This window comes from Streptomyces griseomycini, assembly GCF_014203535.1.
In the GTDB taxonomy this organism is placed as follows: Bacteria; Actinomycetota; Actinomycetes; order Streptomycetales; family Streptomycetaceae; genus Streptomyces; species Streptomyces griseomycini.
The window spans coordinates 131,467-149,073 of the sequence record NZ_JACHJI010000002.1 but is presented as its reverse complement, the minus strand read 5'-3'; the positions used below and the strand labels follow the sequence as shown (position 1 = coordinate 149,073).

At 70.7% G+C, this 17,607-nt stretch carries 16 protein-coding genes; 5 read left to right on the top strand and 11 right to left on the bottom strand.

Annotated elements, in window-relative coordinates; translation table 11 throughout:
• Window positions 1-29 precede the first annotated feature (29 nt).
• Window positions 30-797, top strand: coding sequence for a class I SAM-dependent methyltransferase (locus FHS37_RS05170; RefSeq protein WP_184817846.1), 768 nt, complete (start codon window positions 30-32; stop codon window positions 795-797).
• A 53-nt stretch (window positions 798-850) separates the two neighbouring features.
• Here the strand turns inward: FHS37_RS05170 and FHS37_RS05165 are convergent, their stop codons facing one another.
• The 3 genes from FHS37_RS05165 to FHS37_RS05155 are packed head-to-tail and all read right to left on the bottom strand — an operon-like array spanning window position 851 to window position 3,565.
• Window positions 851-1,603: an amino acid ABC transporter ATP-binding protein gene (locus FHS37_RS05165; protein ID WP_184818752.1), complete on the bottom strand. Its 753-nt coding sequence runs from the start codon at window positions 1,601-1,603 to the stop codon at window positions 851-853.
• 17 nt (window positions 1,604-1,620) lie between these two features.
• Complete coding sequence (locus tag FHS37_RS05160) at window positions 1,621-2,559, bottom strand: amino acid ABC transporter permease (RefSeq protein ID WP_184817845.1); 939 nt, start codon at window positions 2,557-2,559, stop codon at window positions 1,621-1,623.
• A 37-nt stretch (window positions 2,560-2,596) separates the two neighbouring features.
• The gene (locus FHS37_RS05155; protein WP_184817844.1) at window positions 2,597-3,565 is read right to left on the bottom strand and encodes an ABC transporter substrate-binding protein; all 969 of its coding nucleotides are present in this window, start codon (window positions 3,563-3,565) and stop codon (window positions 2,597-2,599) included.
• A gap of 578 nt (window positions 3,566-4,143) precedes the next feature.
• Here FHS37_RS05155 and FHS37_RS05150 point away from each other — a divergent pair.
• The 4 genes from FHS37_RS05150 to FHS37_RS05135 all read left to right on the top strand — a co-directional run bounded on the left by FHS37_RS05150 (window position 4,144) and on the right by FHS37_RS05135 (window position 7,452).
• Complete coding sequence (locus FHS37_RS05150; protein WP_184817843.1) at window positions 4,144-5,382, top strand: NAD(P)-dependent malic enzyme; 1,239 nt, start codon at window positions 4,144-4,146, stop codon at window positions 5,380-5,382.
• Window positions 5,383-5,571: 189 nt separating this feature from the next.
• Complete coding sequence (locus FHS37_RS05145) at window positions 5,572-6,537, top strand: zinc-binding dehydrogenase (RefSeq protein ID WP_184817842.1); 966 nt, start codon at window positions 5,572-5,574, stop codon at window positions 6,535-6,537.
• A gap of 145 nt (window positions 6,538-6,682) precedes the next feature.
• Window positions 6,683-6,892: an HTH domain-containing protein gene (locus FHS37_RS05140; protein ID WP_030860301.1), complete on the top strand. Its 210-nt coding sequence runs from the start codon at window positions 6,683-6,685 to the stop codon at window positions 6,890-6,892.
• The gene (locus tag FHS37_RS05135; protein WP_184817841.1) at window positions 6,892-7,452 is read left to right on the top strand and encodes a Clp protease N-terminal domain-containing protein; all 561 of its coding nucleotides are present in this window, start codon (window positions 6,892-6,894) and stop codon (window positions 7,450-7,452) included. The genes FHS37_RS05140 and FHS37_RS05135 overlap by 1 nt, the downstream gene beginning before the upstream one ends.
• Window positions 7,453-7,742: 290 nt before the next feature.
• Here FHS37_RS05135 and FHS37_RS05130 read toward each other — a convergent pair whose 3' ends face one another.
• From FHS37_RS05130 to FHS37_RS05095, 8 genes are all read right to left on the bottom strand, one after another.
• Window positions 7,743-8,777, bottom strand: coding sequence for a PadR family transcriptional regulator (locus tag FHS37_RS05130; RefSeq protein WP_184817840.1), 1,035 nt, complete (start codon window positions 8,775-8,777; stop codon window positions 7,743-7,745).
• Window position 8,778: 1 nt separating this feature from the next.
• Complete coding sequence (locus tag FHS37_RS05125) at window positions 8,779-9,699, bottom strand: DUF4097 family beta strand repeat-containing protein (protein WP_184817839.1); 921 nt, start codon at window positions 9,697-9,699, stop codon at window positions 8,779-8,781.
• Between the two features lie 80 nt (window positions 9,700-9,779).
• Window positions 9,780-10,232 (bottom strand): sporulation protein, encoded by a 453-nt coding sequence (locus FHS37_RS05120; RefSeq protein ID WP_184818749.1) that lies wholly within the window; start codon window positions 10,230-10,232, stop codon window positions 9,780-9,782.
• Window positions 10,233-10,379: 147 nt separating this feature from the next.
• Entirely contained in the window at window positions 10,380-10,559 is a 180-nt protein-coding gene (locus FHS37_RS05115) for a DUF6104 family protein (RefSeq protein WP_003992906.1), read from the bottom strand.
• Between the two features lie 101 nt (window positions 10,560-10,660).
• Window positions 10,661-14,473, bottom strand: a complete 3,813-nt coding sequence (locus tag FHS37_RS05110; protein ID WP_184817838.1) for a multifunctional oxoglutarate decarboxylase/oxoglutarate dehydrogenase thiamine pyrophosphate-binding subunit/dihydrolipoyllysine-residue succinyltransferase subunit — start codon at window positions 14,471-14,473, stop codon at window positions 10,661-10,663.
• Between the two features lie 291 nt (window positions 14,474-14,764).
• On the bottom strand, window positions 14,765-15,874 hold the full coding sequence (locus FHS37_RS05105) for a sensor histidine kinase (RefSeq protein WP_184817837.1): 1,110 nt from the start codon (window positions 15,872-15,874) through the stop codon (window positions 14,765-14,767).
• Window positions 15,871-16,611 carry a response regulator transcription factor gene (locus FHS37_RS05100; protein WP_184817836.1) on the bottom strand — a complete coding sequence of 247 codons (741 nt, stop codon included), beginning with the start codon at window positions 16,609-16,611 and terminating at the stop codon, window positions 15,871-15,873. The genes FHS37_RS05105 and FHS37_RS05100 overlap by 4 nt, the downstream gene beginning before the upstream one ends.
• Before the next feature lie 123 nt (window positions 16,612-16,734).
• Complete coding sequence (locus FHS37_RS05095; RefSeq protein WP_184817835.1) at window positions 16,735-17,448, bottom strand: spermine/spermidine synthase domain-containing protein; 714 nt, start codon at window positions 17,446-17,448, stop codon at window positions 16,735-16,737.
• Window positions 17,449-17,607 lie beyond the last annotated feature (159 nt).

Below are 17,607 nucleotides of genomic sequence, written 5' to 3'. Positions count from 1 at the left end.
TTACGTGACGTACGCGAGGGAGGGGCTCGATGACGGACGCGGACACCACGACCACTGTCGACTGGCACGCCTGGCAGGAGAGCTGGGACCGGCAGCAGGAGTGGTACATGCCCGACCGCGAGGAGCGGTTCCGGGTGATGCTCGACATGGTGGAGGCCCTCGTCGGCACCTCCCCGCGCGTGCTGGACCTCGCGTGCGGCACGGGAAGCATCACGGCCCGGCTGCTCGCCCGGTTCCCGGACGCCACCAGCACCGGCGTCGACCTGGACCCGGCGCTGCTCGCCATCGCCGAGGGCACCTTCGCGGGCGACGGGCGGGTCACCTTCGTGACCGCCGACCTCAAGGACCCCGGCTGGGCACGGGCGCTGCCGTACGACTCCTACGACGCCGTGCTGACCGCGACCGCCCTCCACTGGCTGCACCGGGAACCCCTCGCGGACCTCTACGGGCACATCGCGGGCCTGGTCCGCGACGGCGGTGTCTTCATGAACGCGGACCACATGATCGACGAGACCACGCCCAGGATCAACGCGGCCGAGCGCGCCCAGCGCCACGCCCGTCAGGACCGGGCCAAGCGGGACGGCGCCCTCGACTGGACCGAGTGGTGGCGGCTCGCCGCCGAGGACCCCGTCCTCGCCGAGCCCACGGCCCGCCGCTTCGCGATCTACGGCGAGCACGCCGACGGCGACACGCCGTCCGCGGCCTGGCACGCGCGCGTGCTGCGCGAGAAGGGGTTCGCCGAGGCCCGGCCGGTGTGGTGCTCGCCGTCGGACACGCTGCTGCTGGCGCTGAGGTAGCCGACGGCAGAAGGGGCGGTACGGGAATCCGTACCGCCCCTTCGCGCTTTCGCTCAGAGCACCTTGGACAGGAACGACTTGGTCCGCTCGTGCTGCGGGTCGGTCAGCACCTGGCGCGGGTCGCCCGACTCGACGACCACGCCGCCGTCCATGAAGACCAGGCTGTCGCCCACCTCGCGGGCGAAGCCCATCTCGTGGGTGACGACGACCATCGTCATGCCCGACTCGGCGAGGTCGCGCATGACGTCGAGGACGTCACCGACCAGCTCCGGGTCGAGGGCCGAGGTCGGCTCGTCGAACAGCATCAGCTTGGGGTCCATGGCGAGCGCCCGGGCGATCGCCACGCGCTGCTGCTGGCCGCCGGAGAGCTGCGAGGGGTAGTTCCTGGCCTTGTCGCCGAGGCCCACGCGCTCCAGGAGCTGCATCGCGCGCTCCTTGGCCTGTGCCTTGCTCACGCCCTTGACCTGCACCGGGGCTTCCATGACGTTCTCGACGGCCGTCATGTGCGGGAACAGGTTGAAGCGCTGGAAGACCATGCCGATGTCCCGGCGCTTGAGGGCGACCTCGCTGTCCCTGAGCTCGTACAGCTTGTCGCCCTTCTGGCGGTAGCCGACCAGGTCGCCGTCGACGTACAGACGGCCGGCGTTGATCTTCTCCAGGTGGTTGATGCACCTCAGGAAGGTCGACTTGCCGGAGCCGGAGGGGCCGATGAGGCAGAACACCTCGCCGGTCCTCACCTCCAGGTCGATGCCCTTGAGGACCTCGACGTGGCCGAAGGACTTGTGGACGCCCTCCGCCTTGACCATGGCGGGGGAGGACTGCGTCATGCCGTGACTCCCTTCGGGCGGCGCGTGGGCAGTACGGCCGCCTTGAAGCGCTGCAGCGGCGTCGGCGGCAGGGTGCGGCTGGAGCCACGGGCGTAGTACCGCTCGATGTAGTACTGCCCGACGCTCAGGATCGAGGTCATGATCAGGTACCAGGCGGCGGCGAGGAAGTACATCTCCACCGGCGAGCCCGCGCTCTGCCCGATGTCCTGGGCCTGCTTGAAGAGGTCGTAGTACTGCACCGCCGAGACCAGCGAGGTGGTCTTCAGCATGTTGATGACCTCGTTGCCCGTGGGCGGCACGATCACACGCATCGCCTGCGGGATCACGATCCGGCGGAGCGTCTTCGTGTGGCTCATGCCGAGGGCGTGCGAGGCCTCCGTCTGACCCTCGTCCACCGAGAGCAGGCCGGCGCGGCAGATCTCGGCCATGTACGCGGCCTCGTTGAGCCCCAGGCCGAGCAGCGCCGTCAGCAGCGGCGTCATGAAGGACGACCAGTAGTCCTTGTAGATCGGGCCCAGGTTGATGTACTCGAAGACCAGTCCGAGGTTGAACCAGACGAAGAGCTGGACCAGGACCGGCGTGCCGCGGAAGAACCAGATGTAGAACCAGGCGATGGACGAGGTCACCGGGTTCTTCGACAGGCGCATCACGGCGAGCAGGATGCCGCCGACGATGCCGATCACCATCGACAGCACCGTGAGCAGCAGGGTGTTCCAGACACCGTCGAGGATGCGGTCGTCGAAGAAGTACTCGGGGATCGAACCCCAGTTGATCCTGCCTTGCGCGAAGGCGTAGACGACCGCGCCCAGGAGGGCGAGCGCGACGGCCGCGGACACGTACCGCCCCGGGTGCCGGACCGGAATGGCCTTGATGGCCTCCGGCCCGGCGGGGGGCGTCGCGCCGGGACCGCTCGTCTTGTTGACGTCAACAGTCACGGGTGGAGCCTTTCAGAGCCGAGTCGAACGGGGCGGGTCAGGAACCGCCGTTGATCTTGGCCTCGGTGACCGCGCCGTCCGCGACGCCCCACTTCTCGACGATCTTCTTGTACTCGCCGTTGTCGATGATGGCCTGGACCGCCGCCTGCAGCGCGTCGCGCAGCTCGGTGTTGTCCTTGGCGACGGCGATGCCGTACGGGCCCGCCTCGACCTGGTCGCCGACGATCTCGAAGTACTCGCCGCCGCCGGAGTTCTTCACGGAGTACGCGGCGATCGGGAAGTCGGCGGAGACGACGTCCGCTCCCTTGGAGCGCATCCGGGTCTCGGCCTCGGGGTTGGTCGCGAAGTCCTCGATCTTCAGGGTCTTCTTGCCGTCCTTCTCGCACTTCTTCGCCTGCTCGCTGGCGAGGTCGTGGGAGAAGGTGTTGCGCTGCACGGCGATGGTCTTGCCGCACAGGTCGTCCCAGGTCTTGATGCCCTGGTCGTCGCCCTTGTTGGTGTAGAGCGAGACGCCCGCGGTGAAGTAGTCGACGAAGTCGACGCCCGCACCGACCTTCTTGCCGGTGTCCGAGTCGATGCCCTCCTGGCGGTCCTTGGTGTCGGTCATGGCCGACATGGCGATGTCGTAGCGCTTGGAGGCGAGACCGCCGATGAGGGTGTCGAAGGTGGCGTTCTGGAACTCGAACGTCACGCCGAGCTGCTTGCCCATGGCGGCCGCGATGTCCGGGTCGATGCCGACCGTCTTGCCGGAGTCGTCCTTGAACTCGACCGGGGCGTACGCGATGTCCGAGCCGACCTTGATGACGCCCTTGTCGCGGATCGCCTGGGGCAGCTTGTCGGCCAGCGGGGCGGCGCTCGTCGACGCGGTGTCCTTGCCGCCCGAGCCGTTGTCCTTGGTCTGGTCACCGCAGCCGGTGAGAAGCAGTGCGCCTGCGACCGCGATCGCGCCGACCGCTGCTGTCCGGGAGCGCGCGGCGGTGGTACGACGGGTGGTGCTTGCGGTCATGGTGGGTTCCTCCGGCGGATGGGTGGAGTTGCCGATGGGGCCGGCGACTGCCGTGCGGTGTCGCCGCGGGTCGACGAGAGCACGCGTCTTCGAGTGTCGCGACCTCGTGTGATTACCGCATCTTGCCATTCGGACTGAACCATTCAGGGGGATCGCGATGTCAAAATCGGATAACGGGTGACTCTCGAACCGCACCACTCCGGTACATCACGACCGGACACTCTGCGGGAATCAATCATTCCGGCCGGAAGATCTTCGGTGAATCCCGCGATGCGGACGTGTGCACCGCTCCCTTTGCTGCACTTGCGGGCTTGCTGGGAGTTCGTCCAGGTCTTGTCCTGATATCGGGCGATGATTCGGGGTGTCGTCATGTGACCTTCGCGTTATGGACTCGTCGCCGACGGCGTCCGTCCGGTAAGAAGGTTCTTTACACCCCTCATCCGGGGCTCAGGGCACGTGTGCGGCGTGCCCGTCGTGTTCGGCCCGTACGCATCAACCCTCCGGGCCTTGCGCGGTCCCGCCCGCTCCTCACCAGGAGCGGCAACCCTCAAACCGAAACACTTAAGGGGTAAAACCAAGTGGCAGCGGAGATTGTCAATCCTCGCAGCGACAGCGAAAGCCTGCAGGGTCATACGGAGCAGGAGAGCGGGGCCGAGCCCCTCGATTCCTTCGACCCGGCGTTCGCGCTGCACCGCGGGGGCAAGATGGCCGTGCAGGCCACCGTGCCGGTCCGCGACAAGGACGATCTGTCCCTGGCTTACACGCCCGGCGTCGCGAAGGTGTGCAGCGCGATCGCCGAGCAGCCGGAACTCGTCCACGACTACACGTGGAAGTCGTCGGTCGTCGCCGTCGTGACGGACGGCACGGCCGTGCTCGGGCTCGGGGACATCGGGCCCGAGGCCTCCCTCCCGGTGATGGAGGGCAAGGCGATCCTCTTCAAGCAGTTCGGCGGCGTGGACGCCGTCCCGATCGCGCTGAACTGCACCGACGTCGACGAGATCGTCGAGACCGTGGTCCGGCTCGCCCCGTCCTTCGGCGGGGTGAACCTCGAGGACATCTCGGCGCCCCGGTGCTTCGAGATCGAGCGGCGGCTGCAGGAGCGGCTGGACATCCCGGTCTTCCACGACGACCAGCACGGCACGGCGGTCGTGACGCTGGCGGCGCTGCGCAACGCCGCGCGGCTGAGCGGGCGCACGCTGGGCGACCTGCGGGCCGTGATCTCGGGTGCCGGCGCGGCCGGTGTGGCGATCGCCAGGATGCTGGTCGAGGCCGGCATCGGGGACGTCGCGGTGGCCGACCGCAAGGGCGTGGTGTCGCGGGACCGCGAGGACCTCACGCCGATCAAGCGGGAACTGGCGTCGTTCACCAACAAGGCCGGGCTCTCCGGCACGCTGGAGGCCGCGCTGGCCGGGGCCGACGTCTTCATCGGCGTCTCCGGCGGCACGGTCCCGGAGCCGGCGGTGGCGTCGATGGCCGAGGGCGCGTTCGTCTTCGCCATGGCCAACCCGAACCCGGAGGTGCACCCGGAGGTCGCGCACAAGTACGCGGCGGTCGTGGCCACCGGCCGGTCGGACTTCCCGAACCAGATCAACAACGTGCTGGCGTTCCCGGGGATCTTCGCGGGGGCGCTGCAGGTGCGGGCCTCCCGGATCACCGAGGGGATGAAGCTGGCGGCGGCCGAGGCGCTGGCGTCGGTGGTGGGCGACGACCTCGCCGCCGACTACGTCATCCCGTCCCCGTTCGACGAGCGGGTCGCCCCCGCGGTGACGGCGGCGGTGGCCGCGGCCGCCCGGGCGGAGGGGGTCGCCCGCCGCTGAGGCGCGCGGTTCGTCATCGGCCCCGTCCACCGGACCCGAGTTCCGGTGGACGGGGCCGATTCCTTTGCCGTGGGTTCCTCGCCGGGAGGCCGGACCGGCCGGGTGGGCGTCACCGCTCCCTGGCAAGAGGGCGTGTCTCACAGCGGGCCGTGGTTCCTTCCGCGGGGCGGGGAACCTATCGTCAAGGTCATGTTCGCTGTCTACGCCGCCCGAATCGACCGCGACCAGCCGCTCACCGGCCTGGAGTCGGGAGAGCGTCCGGCTCCCGAGGCCCGTCCCGGCTGGAGCACCGTCACGGTCAAGGCCGCTTCCCTCAACCATCACGACCTCTGGTCCCTGCGCGGCGTAGGCCTCGCGGAGGACAAACTGCCGATGATCCTCGGCTGCGACGCCGCGGGGGTGGACGAGGACGGCAACGAGGTCGTCCTGCACTCGGTGATCGGGCAGAGCGGTCACGGGGTGGGGCCGAAGGAGCCCCGGTCCATCCTGACCGAGCGTTACCAGGGCACCTTCGCCGAGCAGGTCGCCGTGCCCACCTGGAACGTGCTGCCCAAGCCGAAGGAGCTGTCCTTCGAGGAGGCGGCCTGTCTGCCCACGGCCTGGTTGACCGCCTACCGGATGCTGTTCACCAACGCCGGGGTCCGGCCCGGTGACTCGGTGCTGGTGCAGGGGGCCGGCGGGGGAGTCGCCACCGCCGCGATCGCGCTGGGGAAGGCCGCGGGACTGCGGGTTTTCGCCACCAGCCGGGACGAGGCCAAGCGCAAGCGGGCGCTGGAGCTGGGCGCCGTGGAGGCGCTGGAGTCCGGTGCGCGGCTGCCGCAGCGGGTCGACGCGGTCATCGAGACCGTGGGGGCCGCCACCTGGTCCCACTCGGTGAAGTCGCTGCGGCCCGGCGGCACGCTCGTCATCTCCGGGGCCACGAGCGGGGACCGGCCCTCGCACGCCGAGCTGACCCGGATCTTCTTCCTCGAGCTGAAGGTCGTCGGGTCGACGATGGGGACCAAGGACGAGCTGGAGGACCTGCTCTCCTTCTGCGCCGCCACCGGTGTGCGTCCCGTCATCGACGAGGTGCTGCCCATGGACCGGGCCCGGGAGGGGTTCGAACGGATGGAGGGCGGCGAGCTGTTCGGCAAGATCGTGCTCACGAACCCCTGACGCACCCGCCCTGGCGCCCCCTGACGCGGGAACCCCTGACGGCGGGGTGCGGCTCGTCTCCCGACGGCCGGTCCGGATCTCCGGGCCGGCCGTCGGCGTGTCAACTTGGGTTGACACGAGAGGGGTGTCAACGTAAGTTGACATCATGACTGAGGCAACCGACCTCGCCGAGCGCGCGGGCGACCGCGATCCACGGGTCGGCCTGCGGGCCGTCGCCGCGCTGCGCAGGCTGCTGGAACAACTGGAGACCGTGCAGGTGCGCAACGCGCGCAATCAGGGCTGGTCGTGGCAGGAGATCGCCACCGAGCTCGGGGTCAGCAGGCAGGCCGTGCACAAGAAGTACGGGAGGCATTGATGTTCGAGCGGTTCACGAAGGACGCCCGTGCGGTGGTGAAGGGGGCGCTCGAGTGCGCCGAAGGGGCGCGGGCGCGGACCGTCGGCGCCGAGCACCTGCTGCTCGCCCTGCTGGACCGTGAGGGCAGCCGCGCCTCCTTCGCGCTGGCGGCGCTCGGGGCCGGTGAGCGCAAGGAGTCGGTGCGGCGGGCCCTGGAGGAAGCGCGCCGCCGCGCCGGACTGTCGCAGGCCGAGACCGACGCCCTCGCCGGGCTGGGCATCGACGTCTCGGAGATCGTCGCCCGGGTGGAGGAGACCCATGGTGTCGGTGCGATGTCCGGCGACCGGAAGGACAAGGTCTGGTGGTCGGGGCGTCCCGGCTTCGGCAAGGACGCCAAGGAGGTGCTGGAGAAGGCCCTGCGCGTCGCCCTCGCCCGGCGCGAGCGGCACATCGGGGACGAGCACATCCTCCTCGCCCTGACCGTCCGCCCCGGCGTCCCCGCCGAGGTGCTCGCCGACCACGGGGTGACCCTCGCGTCGCTGACCAGGGTGCTCGGCGGCCCGGGGGAGGCGTGCGCCTGACGCGGGCAGGCTCCGTCCGACGGCACGGGGACACCACCGGCGCGTCCGGCGGACCCGGGGCATGGATCCGCCGGACGCGGCCCTTTCCGGGAAGGTGCCCCATCCGCGGCCGCAGGCCCCCGGGCGGGCGCGGGCTCACAGGGGCCGGATACCGCGGGGCGGAATCGACCGGCGGCGTCCGACGGCATGGGTGAGGTCCCGGCCGCGTCGGCTCCCGGTCGCACGGCCCGGCCCTCGGTCGCGCGGGCCGGGCCCCGGGCGTACCGCCGGGATCCGGCCCGTCGCCGGGCTCAGGACCTCGGTGTGCGCAGCATCGCCCCGATCCGGGCCGCGGCCGTGGACAGATGGCCGCGGGCGTCGCGGAGCTGGTCCGGGGTGATGCCGTGGTCGCGGGCCGCGTCGCGGATGTCGTCCCGGAAGCGGTCCAGCAGCCGGTCCAGGTCGCGGGCCGGGTCACCGGTGGAGTCCGTGGCGCCCTCGTGCGCCCAGGCCGGGGTGTAGTCGGCGGGGAAGTCCTCGGGGGTGTGGGAGTACGACGGCCGGGAGGTCCGGTCGGCGGTCCCCGCGCCGGCGCGGCCGAAGGCGAAGTCCTTGCCGAACTCACCCATCTCCTTGGCCAGCTCGCTCAGACCCTCGCGCAGCCCCGTCGGCCAGTCGCCCCGGGCGAAGTGGTCCTGCATCTGCTCCTGGACCCGTCGCGCGATGCGCTGCACCTCCTCCTGTGCCCGGTCCTGGGCCTCCTGGGCCTGGCGGCGGGCGCGCTGGGCCTCCTCGCGGGCGCGACGGCTCTCGTCCTTGGCGCGCCGGGCCTGTTCCTTCCACTCCTGCTTGGCGCGGCGCATCTCCTCCTTGGCGACGCGCCAGGCGTCCTTGTCGCCGAGGCCGGTGAAGTCGCCGAGGACGCCCTCCTCACCGGACGTCCCGTTCCGGTGGCTCTGGCGGGCCTTGCTCGCCGCGGCCCGCATCTCGCGGCGCAGATCGCCCGCGGCACCGCTGACGTCGGCCCGGATCTCGGCGGCGAGCTCGGCGACCGACTCCCGGATCTCCAGCTCCAGGTCGGCCAGCTCACCGCTGCGGTCGGCCAGTTCGGCGCGTCCGGCGTCCGTGATCGAGTAGACCTTGCGGCCCCCCTCGGCGGTGTGGGTGACCAGGCCCTCCGCCTCCAGTTTGGCCAGGCGCGGGTAGACCGTGCCGGCCGACGGCGCGTACAGCCCCTGGAAACGCTCCTCGAGGAGGCGGATCACCTCGTAGCCGTGGCGCGGTGCCTCGTCCAGCAGCTTCAGCAGGTACAGGCGGAGGCGTCCGTGTGCGAAGACGGGGGGCATGTCAGAGCACCTTCTTGTCGGTCGTGCCGTCGGCCGGGGTGTCGGACGAGCCCTCACCCCCGCCGGTAGGGGGATTGTCCCCCGAGCCGCCCCGCGGTCCGCCGTCCGGCCCGTCCTCCCCGGCCGGGCGGCGCAGCAGGGCGATCGAACCGGAGACGGTGGTGGCCCGCAGCTTGCCGCTGCCCGCGCCCAGACGGCCGGTGATCTTGTGGGCGCCCCACTGGCCGTGCACCCGCAGGTCGTCGAAGGCGTTGGAGACGGCACCGCTCGCGGTGTTGGCCTCCACCTCGGCGTCCGCCGGATCCGGCAACCGGATCGCGATCTCGCCGGAGACGCTGGTCAGCCGGACGTCGGTGGGGCCGGCGGGATCGAGGTCCACGATCATGGAACCGCTGATCGAGTCCGCCCGCACGGAGGAGCCGGAGCCCTCGACGACCGTGAGGTCCCCGGAGGCGGAGGCGAAGCGCAGGTCGCCGGTGACCGACTGGGCCTCCACGTTTCCGGACACCGTCTCCGTCCGGACCGGGCCGGAGAGGGCGACCAGGGTGAGGTCGCCCGCGATCCCCTTCACCACCGCCGGTCCCTGGATCCCGGAGACGACGGCGCCGGCACCGATCACGCCCACCTCGACCCGGGTCCGCGCGGGAACGGCCAGGGAGACCACCGCGCTGCGGCGCCACCCCTTCCGGTCCAGCCACTTGAGGAAGCCCTTCCAGGGCAGGTCCTCGTAGGCCACCGTGAGGGTGCCGCCCTCCTGGGTGACCACCAGGGGCGGTCCCTCGATCTCGGACACCTCCAGACGGGCGGAACCTTCGTCGGTCCCCACCACGTTCACCGTTCCGTTGACGATGCGCACGTGGAGTTCGTTCACGGGCGTGTCGAAGGCGAGCTTCGTTGGTTCCGCGACGGACCACTCGGACACGGGGCGACCTCCTGGAACGAACCCGACGACACGCCATATCGCGTCTTACGTGATTCACGATATATCGCACCCCGGGAAAGTCAAGACGCTCGTTCCGGCGATCGGCCGTCCCCGACATGCGAAGGGCGCCCCCTCGGACCGAGTGGGGCGCCGTAGCCCTTGACCTCGGCCTCGTCGGAGCGGAAGCCGAGGCCGAGGCACGCCTGGAAGAAGACGTCCTGGGCGGGCGCGGCATCTCCCGGGGCCTCGAACGTGGTGGTGAGGCCGAGCGTCTGCCCCGCCTCCAGGACGAACCTCTCGTCGGGCGCGGAAACGTCCACCACGCCCGGGTCCGTCCGTCCGGTGTCCGGGGGCTCGCGCGCCTCGACCCGGGTGACCGGTTCGAGGGCGAACCGGTCGATGCGCACCGAGGCGCCCCCGCCCTTGACGACCGTCCGGCAGCGGAGCTGCCCGCCGGGCCGGACGTCCGGGTTCTCGACGGTGGCTCGACCGTCGGCGCGTTGACGCCGGGCGCACTCAGGAACGTGCGGGATGCCATGCCGGGTCCCCTCCCCCCGGAGGGCCCGGTGGTCCTCCGCCTCCCCGACTCCGAGGGGTGCCCCGTCCGCGGGGCGTCCCGCCGATCGAGCCGGGGGCGCGGGGGCACGCGGGGGCCGGCGCGGCCCCCGCCGGAGGGAGCGCTACTCGTCGTCCTCGTCGTCCAGCCGCGCCAGCCACGTCGCCAGGCGCTCCACCGGCACCTCGAAGTCGGGGTTGAGATCGACGAACGTGCGCAGCTGCTCGGCCAGCCACTCGAAGGTGACCTCCTCCTCGCCGCGCCGCTTCTCCAGTTCCTCGATGCCACGGTCCGTGAAGTACATGGGACAAGGATAGGTGCCGGAAAACGGCCGGGCCGCACCCCCGGAGCGGGGGTGCGGCCCGGCCGCGTGCGACGTGCGCACGGCCCGTGAGGGCGTCGGGCCTACGCCTCGAACACCTCACGCACCAGCTGCTCCTGCTCGGCCTGGTGGCGCTTCGCGGAGCCGACCGCCGGGGACGAGCTGTGCGGGCGCGAGATGCGCCGCAGCCGCTCGTCGTGCGGGAGGTCGGCGCCGACCGCCAGGTCGAGGTGGTCGATCAGGTTGAGCGCGATGAACGGCCAGGCACCCTGGTTCGCCGGCTCCTCCTGGGCCCACAGGTACTTCTCGGCGTTCGGGTACTTCTTGATCTCCGCCTGGAGCTCGGCACCCGGCAGCGGGTACAGGCGCTCGATGCGGATGATCGCCGTGTCGTCCGCGCCGCGCTTGCGCCGCTCGGCCTCCAGGTCGTAGTAGACCTTGCCGGCGCAGAAGACGACCTTCTTCACCGCGGCCGGGTCGACCGTGGAGTCGCCGATGACCGGGCGGAACTGGCCCGTGGTGAACTCCTCCGCCTTCGAGGCCGCGGCCTTCAGGCGCAGCATCGACTTCGGGGTGAAGACGACCAGCGGCTTGTGGTGCGGGTTGTGCACCTGCCACCGCAGGAGGTGGAAGTAGTTCGACGGGGACGTCGGCATCGCGACCGTCATGTTGTTCTGGGCGCAGAGCTGCAGGAACCGCTCCGGGCGGGCCGAGGAGTGGTCCGGGCCCTGGCCCTCGTAGCCGTGCGGGAGGAGCAGGACCACACCGGAGGTCTGGGCCCACTTCTGCTCCGCCGACGAGATGAACTCGTCCACGACCGTCTGGGCGCCGTTGACGAAGTCGCCGAACTGCGCCTCCCACAGCACGAGCGCGTCGGGGCGGGCCAGCGAGTAGCCGTACTCGAAGCCCATCGCCGCGTACTCGGAGAGCAGGGAGTTGTAGACGTTCAGCCGCGCCTGGTCCTCGGAGAGGTACTGCAGCGGCGTGTACTCCTCGCCCGTGCTGCGGTCGATGATGACCGCGTGGCGCTGGCCGAAGGTGCCGCGCTGGGAGTCCTGGCCGGCCAGTCGGACCGGGACGCCCTCGAGGAGCAGCGAGCCGAAGGCGAGGGTCTCGCCCATGCCCCAGTCGATGGTGCCGTCCTCGACCATCGCCGCCCGGCGCTGCAGCTGCGGCAGCAGCCGCGGGTGGACGGTGATGTGGTCGGGGATGTTGACCTGGGACTCGGCGATCCGCTTGACGACCTCCGTGGTCACCGCGGTGTTCACGGCGACCGGGAACTCGGCCTGCGGGTCGGAGGTCTCCGCGGCACCGGGCTGGCTGGTGGCCTCGCGGACCTCGGTGAAGACCTTCTCCAGCTGGCCCTGGTAGTCCTGCAGCGCCTGCTCGGCCTCCTCCAGGGTGATGTCGCCGCGACCGATGAGGGACTCGGTGTACAGCTTGCGCACCGAGCGCTTCTTGTCGATCAGGTCGTACATCAGCGGCTGGGTGAAGGCCGGGTTGTCCGACTCGTTGTGACCGCGGCGGCGGTAGCAGATGAGGTCGATCACCACGTCCTTGTTGAACGCCTGGCGGAACTCGAAGGCCAGGCGCGCGACGCGCACGACCGCCTCCGGGTCGTCGCCGTTCACGTGGAAGATCGGGGCCTCGATCATGCGGGCCACGTCCGTCGCGTACATGGAGGAGCGCGAGGACTCGGGGGCCGCGGTGAAGCCGACCTGGTTGTTGATGACGATGTGGACCGTGCCGCCGGTGCGGTAGCCGCGCAGCTGCGACATGTTCAGGGTCTCGGCCACCACGCCCTGGCCCGCGAAGGCCGCGTCGCCGTGGATGGCCACCGGCAGGACGGTGAAGTCCGTGCCGCCCTTGCCGATGATGTCCTGCTTGGCGCGGGCGACGCCCTCCAGGACCGGGTCCACCGCCTCCAGGTGCGAGGGGTTGGCGACCAGGGAGACCTTGATCTGCTCGCCGTCCAGGCCGGTGAAGGTGCCCTCGGCGCCCAGGTGGTACTTCACGTCGCCGGAGCCGTGCATCGACTTCGGGTCGAGGTTGCCCTCGAACTCGCGGAAGATCTGCGCGTACGACTTGCCGACGATGTTGGCGAGGACGTTCAGCCGGCCGCGGTGGGCCATGCCGATGACGACCTCGTCCAGGCGGGACTCGGCGGCCGAGTCCAGCACCGCGTCGAGCAGCGGGATGACGGACTCGCCGCCCTCCAGCGAGAAGCGCTTCTGGCCGACGTACTTGGTCTGCAGGAAGGTCTCGAACGCCTCCGCGGCGTTCAGCCGGCGCAGGATGCGCAGCTGCTCCTCGCGCTCCGGCTTGGAGTGGCCGCGCTCCACGCGGTCCTGGATCCACTTGCGCTGCTTGGGGTCCTGGATGTGCATGAACTCGATGCCGGTGGTGCGGCAGTACGAGTCGCGCAGCACGCCGAGGATGTCGCGCAGCTTCATCATCGACTTGCCGGCGAAGCCGCCGACGGCGAACTCGCGCTCCAGGTCCCACAGGGTGAGGCCGTGCTCGACGATGTCCAGGTCGGGGTGCTTGCGCTGGCGGTACTCCAGCGGGTCGGTGTCGGCCATGACGTGGCCGCGGACCCGGTAGGAGTGGATCAGCTCGAAGACCCGGGCGGCCTTGGTGACGTCGTCGTCGTGGCTGGCGTCGATGTCCTTGAGCCAGCGGACCGGCTCGTAGGGGATGCGCAGCGCCTCGAAGATGTCGTCGTAGAAGTTGTTCTCGCCGAGCAGCAGGTTCGCGACGGCGCGCAGGAACTCGCCGGAGGCGGCGCCCTGGATCACCCGGTGGTCGTAGGTCGACGTGAGCGTCATGACCTTCGAGATGCCGAGCTTGTTGAGGGTGTCCTGGCTGGTGCCCTGGAACTCCGCCGGGTAGTCCATGGAGCCGACGCCCATGATCACCGACTGGCCGGGCATCAGGCGCGGCACGGAGTGGACGGTGCCGAGGCCGCCGGGGTTGGTCAGGGAGACCGTGACGCCGGTGAAGTCGTCCATCGTCAGCTTGTTGTCGCGGGCGCGACGGACGATGTCCTCGTAGGCCTGCCAGAACTCGAAGAAGTTCAGCGTCTCGGCCTTCTTGATCGCCGCGACGACCAGCTGGCGGTCGCCGTTGGGCTTGACCAGGTCGATGGCGAGACCGAGGTTGACGTGCTCCGGCTTGACCAGGGTCGGCTTGCCGTCCACCTTCGCGTAGGACCAGTTCATCGACGGCATCGCCTTGATGGCCTGGACCATGGCGTAGCCGATGATGTGCGTGAAGGAGATCTTCCCGCCGCGGGCCCGCTTGAGGTGGTTGTTGATGACGATGCGGTTGTCGAACAGCAGCTTCACCGGGACCGCGCGCACGGACGTGGCCGTGGGCAGCTCCAGCGAGGCGTCCATGTTCTTCGCGACGGCGGCGGACGGGCCGCGCAGGGTCACCTGCTCGGGGCCCTCCTTCGCCTCGCCCGCGGGCTCGGCCTTCGCGGCGGCCGGCTTCGCGGCGGGGGCGGCGGCCTTCGCCGGAGCCTGGGCCTGGGCCTGGGCCGGCGGCGCGGGGGCCTTGGCGGCCGGCTGGGCCGGGGCGGCGGGCGCGGGCTGCGCGGCGGCCGGCGCGGGCGCGGCGGGCCGGGCCGGGGCGGCCGGCTGGGCCGTGGGGGTGGTGGTCCCCGCGGCCCCCGCGGCCGCGGTACCCGCCGGAGCCGAGGTCGCAGGCGCGCCCGGCTTGTAGTCGGCGAAGAAGTCCCACCAGGCTCGGTCCACCGAGTTCGGGTCCTGGAGGTACTGCTGGTAGATCTCGTCGACGAGCCATTCGTTGGCACCGAAGGCCGCAGCGGGGTTCTTACCCGCTTGGTCGGTGTCGGTCGAGATGCTCGAGTTACTGGGGGACTGTGGCGACACGGCGTCAACCGCCCTCTTCCGCTTCGCAAGATGATGGACAGCGGAAATCAAGGCTACGCCTCCAAGAGCGAGAAGGTCAGGCCGGGTCCGTTCAACGTCGCGCAAGTCACATCTCAGAGGGTGTTTCGGCGCTGGAAATGGCGGGAAACAAGCGTGGTTCCGCTTCTTCCGGCTGCTTCAGGGATCGCTCGATCGGGCCCGGCGCGCACCTGGCGCGGGGCCTGTGCCTGATCACACGTGCCCGTCAGCGCGGACGCCAGTGGATCTTGTGGCTCCGCTTCGAACTGTACGTCAATCCGACACGGAAGACGCCCCTGGAAGGGTGACAAGAATCCGGCAACCCCGCTCGGATTCGGCCACTCCGATCCGGCCGCCGTGCAGATCGACGGCCCAGCGGGCGATCGCCAGGCCGAGACCGGTGCCGCCGTCGCTGCCGGGACCGTGCGGCCGGCTGACGCTGCCGCGGTTGAACCGCTCGAAGACGCGGTGCCACTCGGTCCGCGGGATGCCGGGTCCCTCGTCCAGGACCTCCAGCTCCAGCGACTCCGGCTGCGGTCCGCGCCGCGCCCTGACCGTCACGCGGCCGTGCGGCGGGCTGTGCTTGACCGCGTTGTCGATGAGGTTGGCGACCACCTGGTGGATGCGCTCCGGGTCGGCGTGCGCGGTCAGCTCGGGCGGCGTCACGTCGAGGTGCAGGTGGACGTCCGTGCGCGTGTGGCTGCCGGACCCGGTGGCCATGCCCGCGCGGGCGGAGGCGACCATGTTGGCCTCCTTCAGCACGCCGGACAGGTACGGCCACACCTCGAACCGGCGCTTCTTCAGCGGGACGACGCCGTTGTCCAGGCGGGACAGGTCGAGGAGGGTCTCCACCAGGCGGCCCAGCCGCTCGGTCTGCTTCAGGGCCGTGCGCATCGTCTCGGGGTCGGCCTCGGTGACCCCGTCGACGATGTTCTCCAGCACCGCGCGCAGGCCCGCGATGGGGGTGCGCAGCTCGTGCGAGACGTTGGCCACCAGCTCCTTGCGCTGGCGGTCCTGGGCCTCCAGCTCGTCGGCCATGACGTTGATCGTCTGGGCCAGGTCGCCCAGCTCGTCGCGGCGGTTCTCGCGCACCCGGCGGGTGTAGTCGCCGTGCGAGATGGACCGGGCCACCGCGTTCATGTCGTCCAGCGGCGCGGTGAGCGAGTGCGCCACGAACTGCGTGATGAGCAGCGTGGCGATCATCGAGAAGACCGTGATGAAGCGCAGCTCCGTCTCGGTGCGCACCGCGATCATCGACAGCCCGGTGGTGATCAGCACCGAGATGACGACCAGCGCGCCCAGCTTGGTCTTGATCGAGAACGGGCGTGCACCGCCCCAGGGAGGCTTCCCGGGGTTTCTGTGTCCGGCCGGCCCGTCGCTCATGGCGTCGGCGTCTCCAGGGCGTAGCCCACGCCGTGCACGGTGCGGATGCGCTCGGCGCCGATCTTGCGGCGCAGCGCCTTGATGTGGCTGTCGACGGTCCGGGTGCCGGAGGCGTCCGCCCAGTCCCAGACCTCGGCCAGCAGCTGCTCGCGGGAGAGCACCGCGCGGGGGGTGTTCGCCAGGCACACCAGCAGGTCGAACTCGGTGGGCGTCAGGTGGACGTCCTCGCTGCGCACCCGTACCCGGCGCTGCGCGTGGTCGATCTCCAGCTCGCCGAGGCGCAGGATGCCGCTGCGCGGCGTCGTGGCCGCGAGGGCCGCGCGCTCCATGCGGCGCAGCAGCACGTGCACGCGGGCCGCCAGCTCCCGCATGGAGAAAGGCTTCGTCATGTAGTCGTCGGCGCCGACGCCCAGCCCGACCAGCATGTCGGTCTCGTCGTCGCGCGCGGTGAGCATCAGCACCGGCACGGGCCGCTGGGCCTGCACGCGCCGGCAGACCTCCAGGCCGTCGAAGCCCGGCAGCATGATGTCGAGGATCAGCAGATCGGGCTGCCAGGCCTCCGCCGTGTCCACCGCGGACGGGCCGTCGCCCGCCGTTTGCACGAGGAATCCCTCGGCGCGGAGGCGGGTCGCGATGGCGTCCACGATCGTCGCGTCGTCCTCGACCACCAGGACCCGTCGCTGTGCGCCGGGGGTGGTCGTCGCCGTGCCGTTGTGGGAGGTGTGTGTCTGGTCCATCGCCCGCCCCTGAGGTGTGCTTTCCGGAATCCGTGGGGTGATCCCTCGTGTGCGCATGACTGCGGTTGACGCTTGAAAGACCCGCGTCAGGGCAGCAGCGTACGGGGAGTTACCGCGTGTTTGCTATCCAGGGCGGACGCCGAGGTGCACGACGTCCGGAACGCCCCGGGCAACGGGGACCTCTTCGGTACGCACATGCTGGAACCCGGCATTCCGCAAGGTTCCCTCGAATTCCGGGGAGGGCTTGGCCGACCACACGGCGAGCACTCCGCGGGGCCTCAACACCCTTGCGCAGTCCGCCAGTCCGGCCGGTGAGTAGAGCCCGTCGTTGTCCTCGGTGACGGTCCAGTCGGGTCCGTTGTCGATGTCGAGGCACAGCGCGTCGAACGTGTCGGATGTCTCATTGACGTAGGTGACGAGGTCCGCCTCGACGATCTCCGTGCGCGGGTCGGCGAGGGCCTCGGCGGAGAGCGCGGCCAGAGGGCCCCCGCGGTGCCAGTCGATGACGGCCGGCTCGCGCTCCACCACGGTGATCCGCCCCCAGCGGGACTGGCCGGCGGCGTGTGCGAGCGAGAAGCCGACCCCGAGTCCGCCGATGAGGACGTGCGGGCCGGGGCGCGGGTCGCGGCCCTCGCGCGCGTCGGCGGCGTCGAGCGCGGCCAGGGCGGCGTCGACGAGCCGGCGCTCCGAGCGGCCGTCGGAGGTGTCCATCAGGAAGCAGCCGTTCGCGATGATCTGCAGCAGGCCGCCGTGCCGCCGCAGCGCGACCTCGCCGTACGGACCCTCGCGGCGGTCCAGGACTTCGGTGACTTCGGGAATGTCGTACGGGGTGGGCATCCGTTCATCTTGGCAGCTCCCCCTTTTCACCGGGTCGTCCGTCGGACTTCCACCGGTTCGCCCGCCGGGGGCGCGCAGCCCGTGGGTCCCGCACGTCACCTGATGATCGCTCAGAGCGAACACGGCTTGGGGAACATCCGGCGGCTCACGAGCATTGAG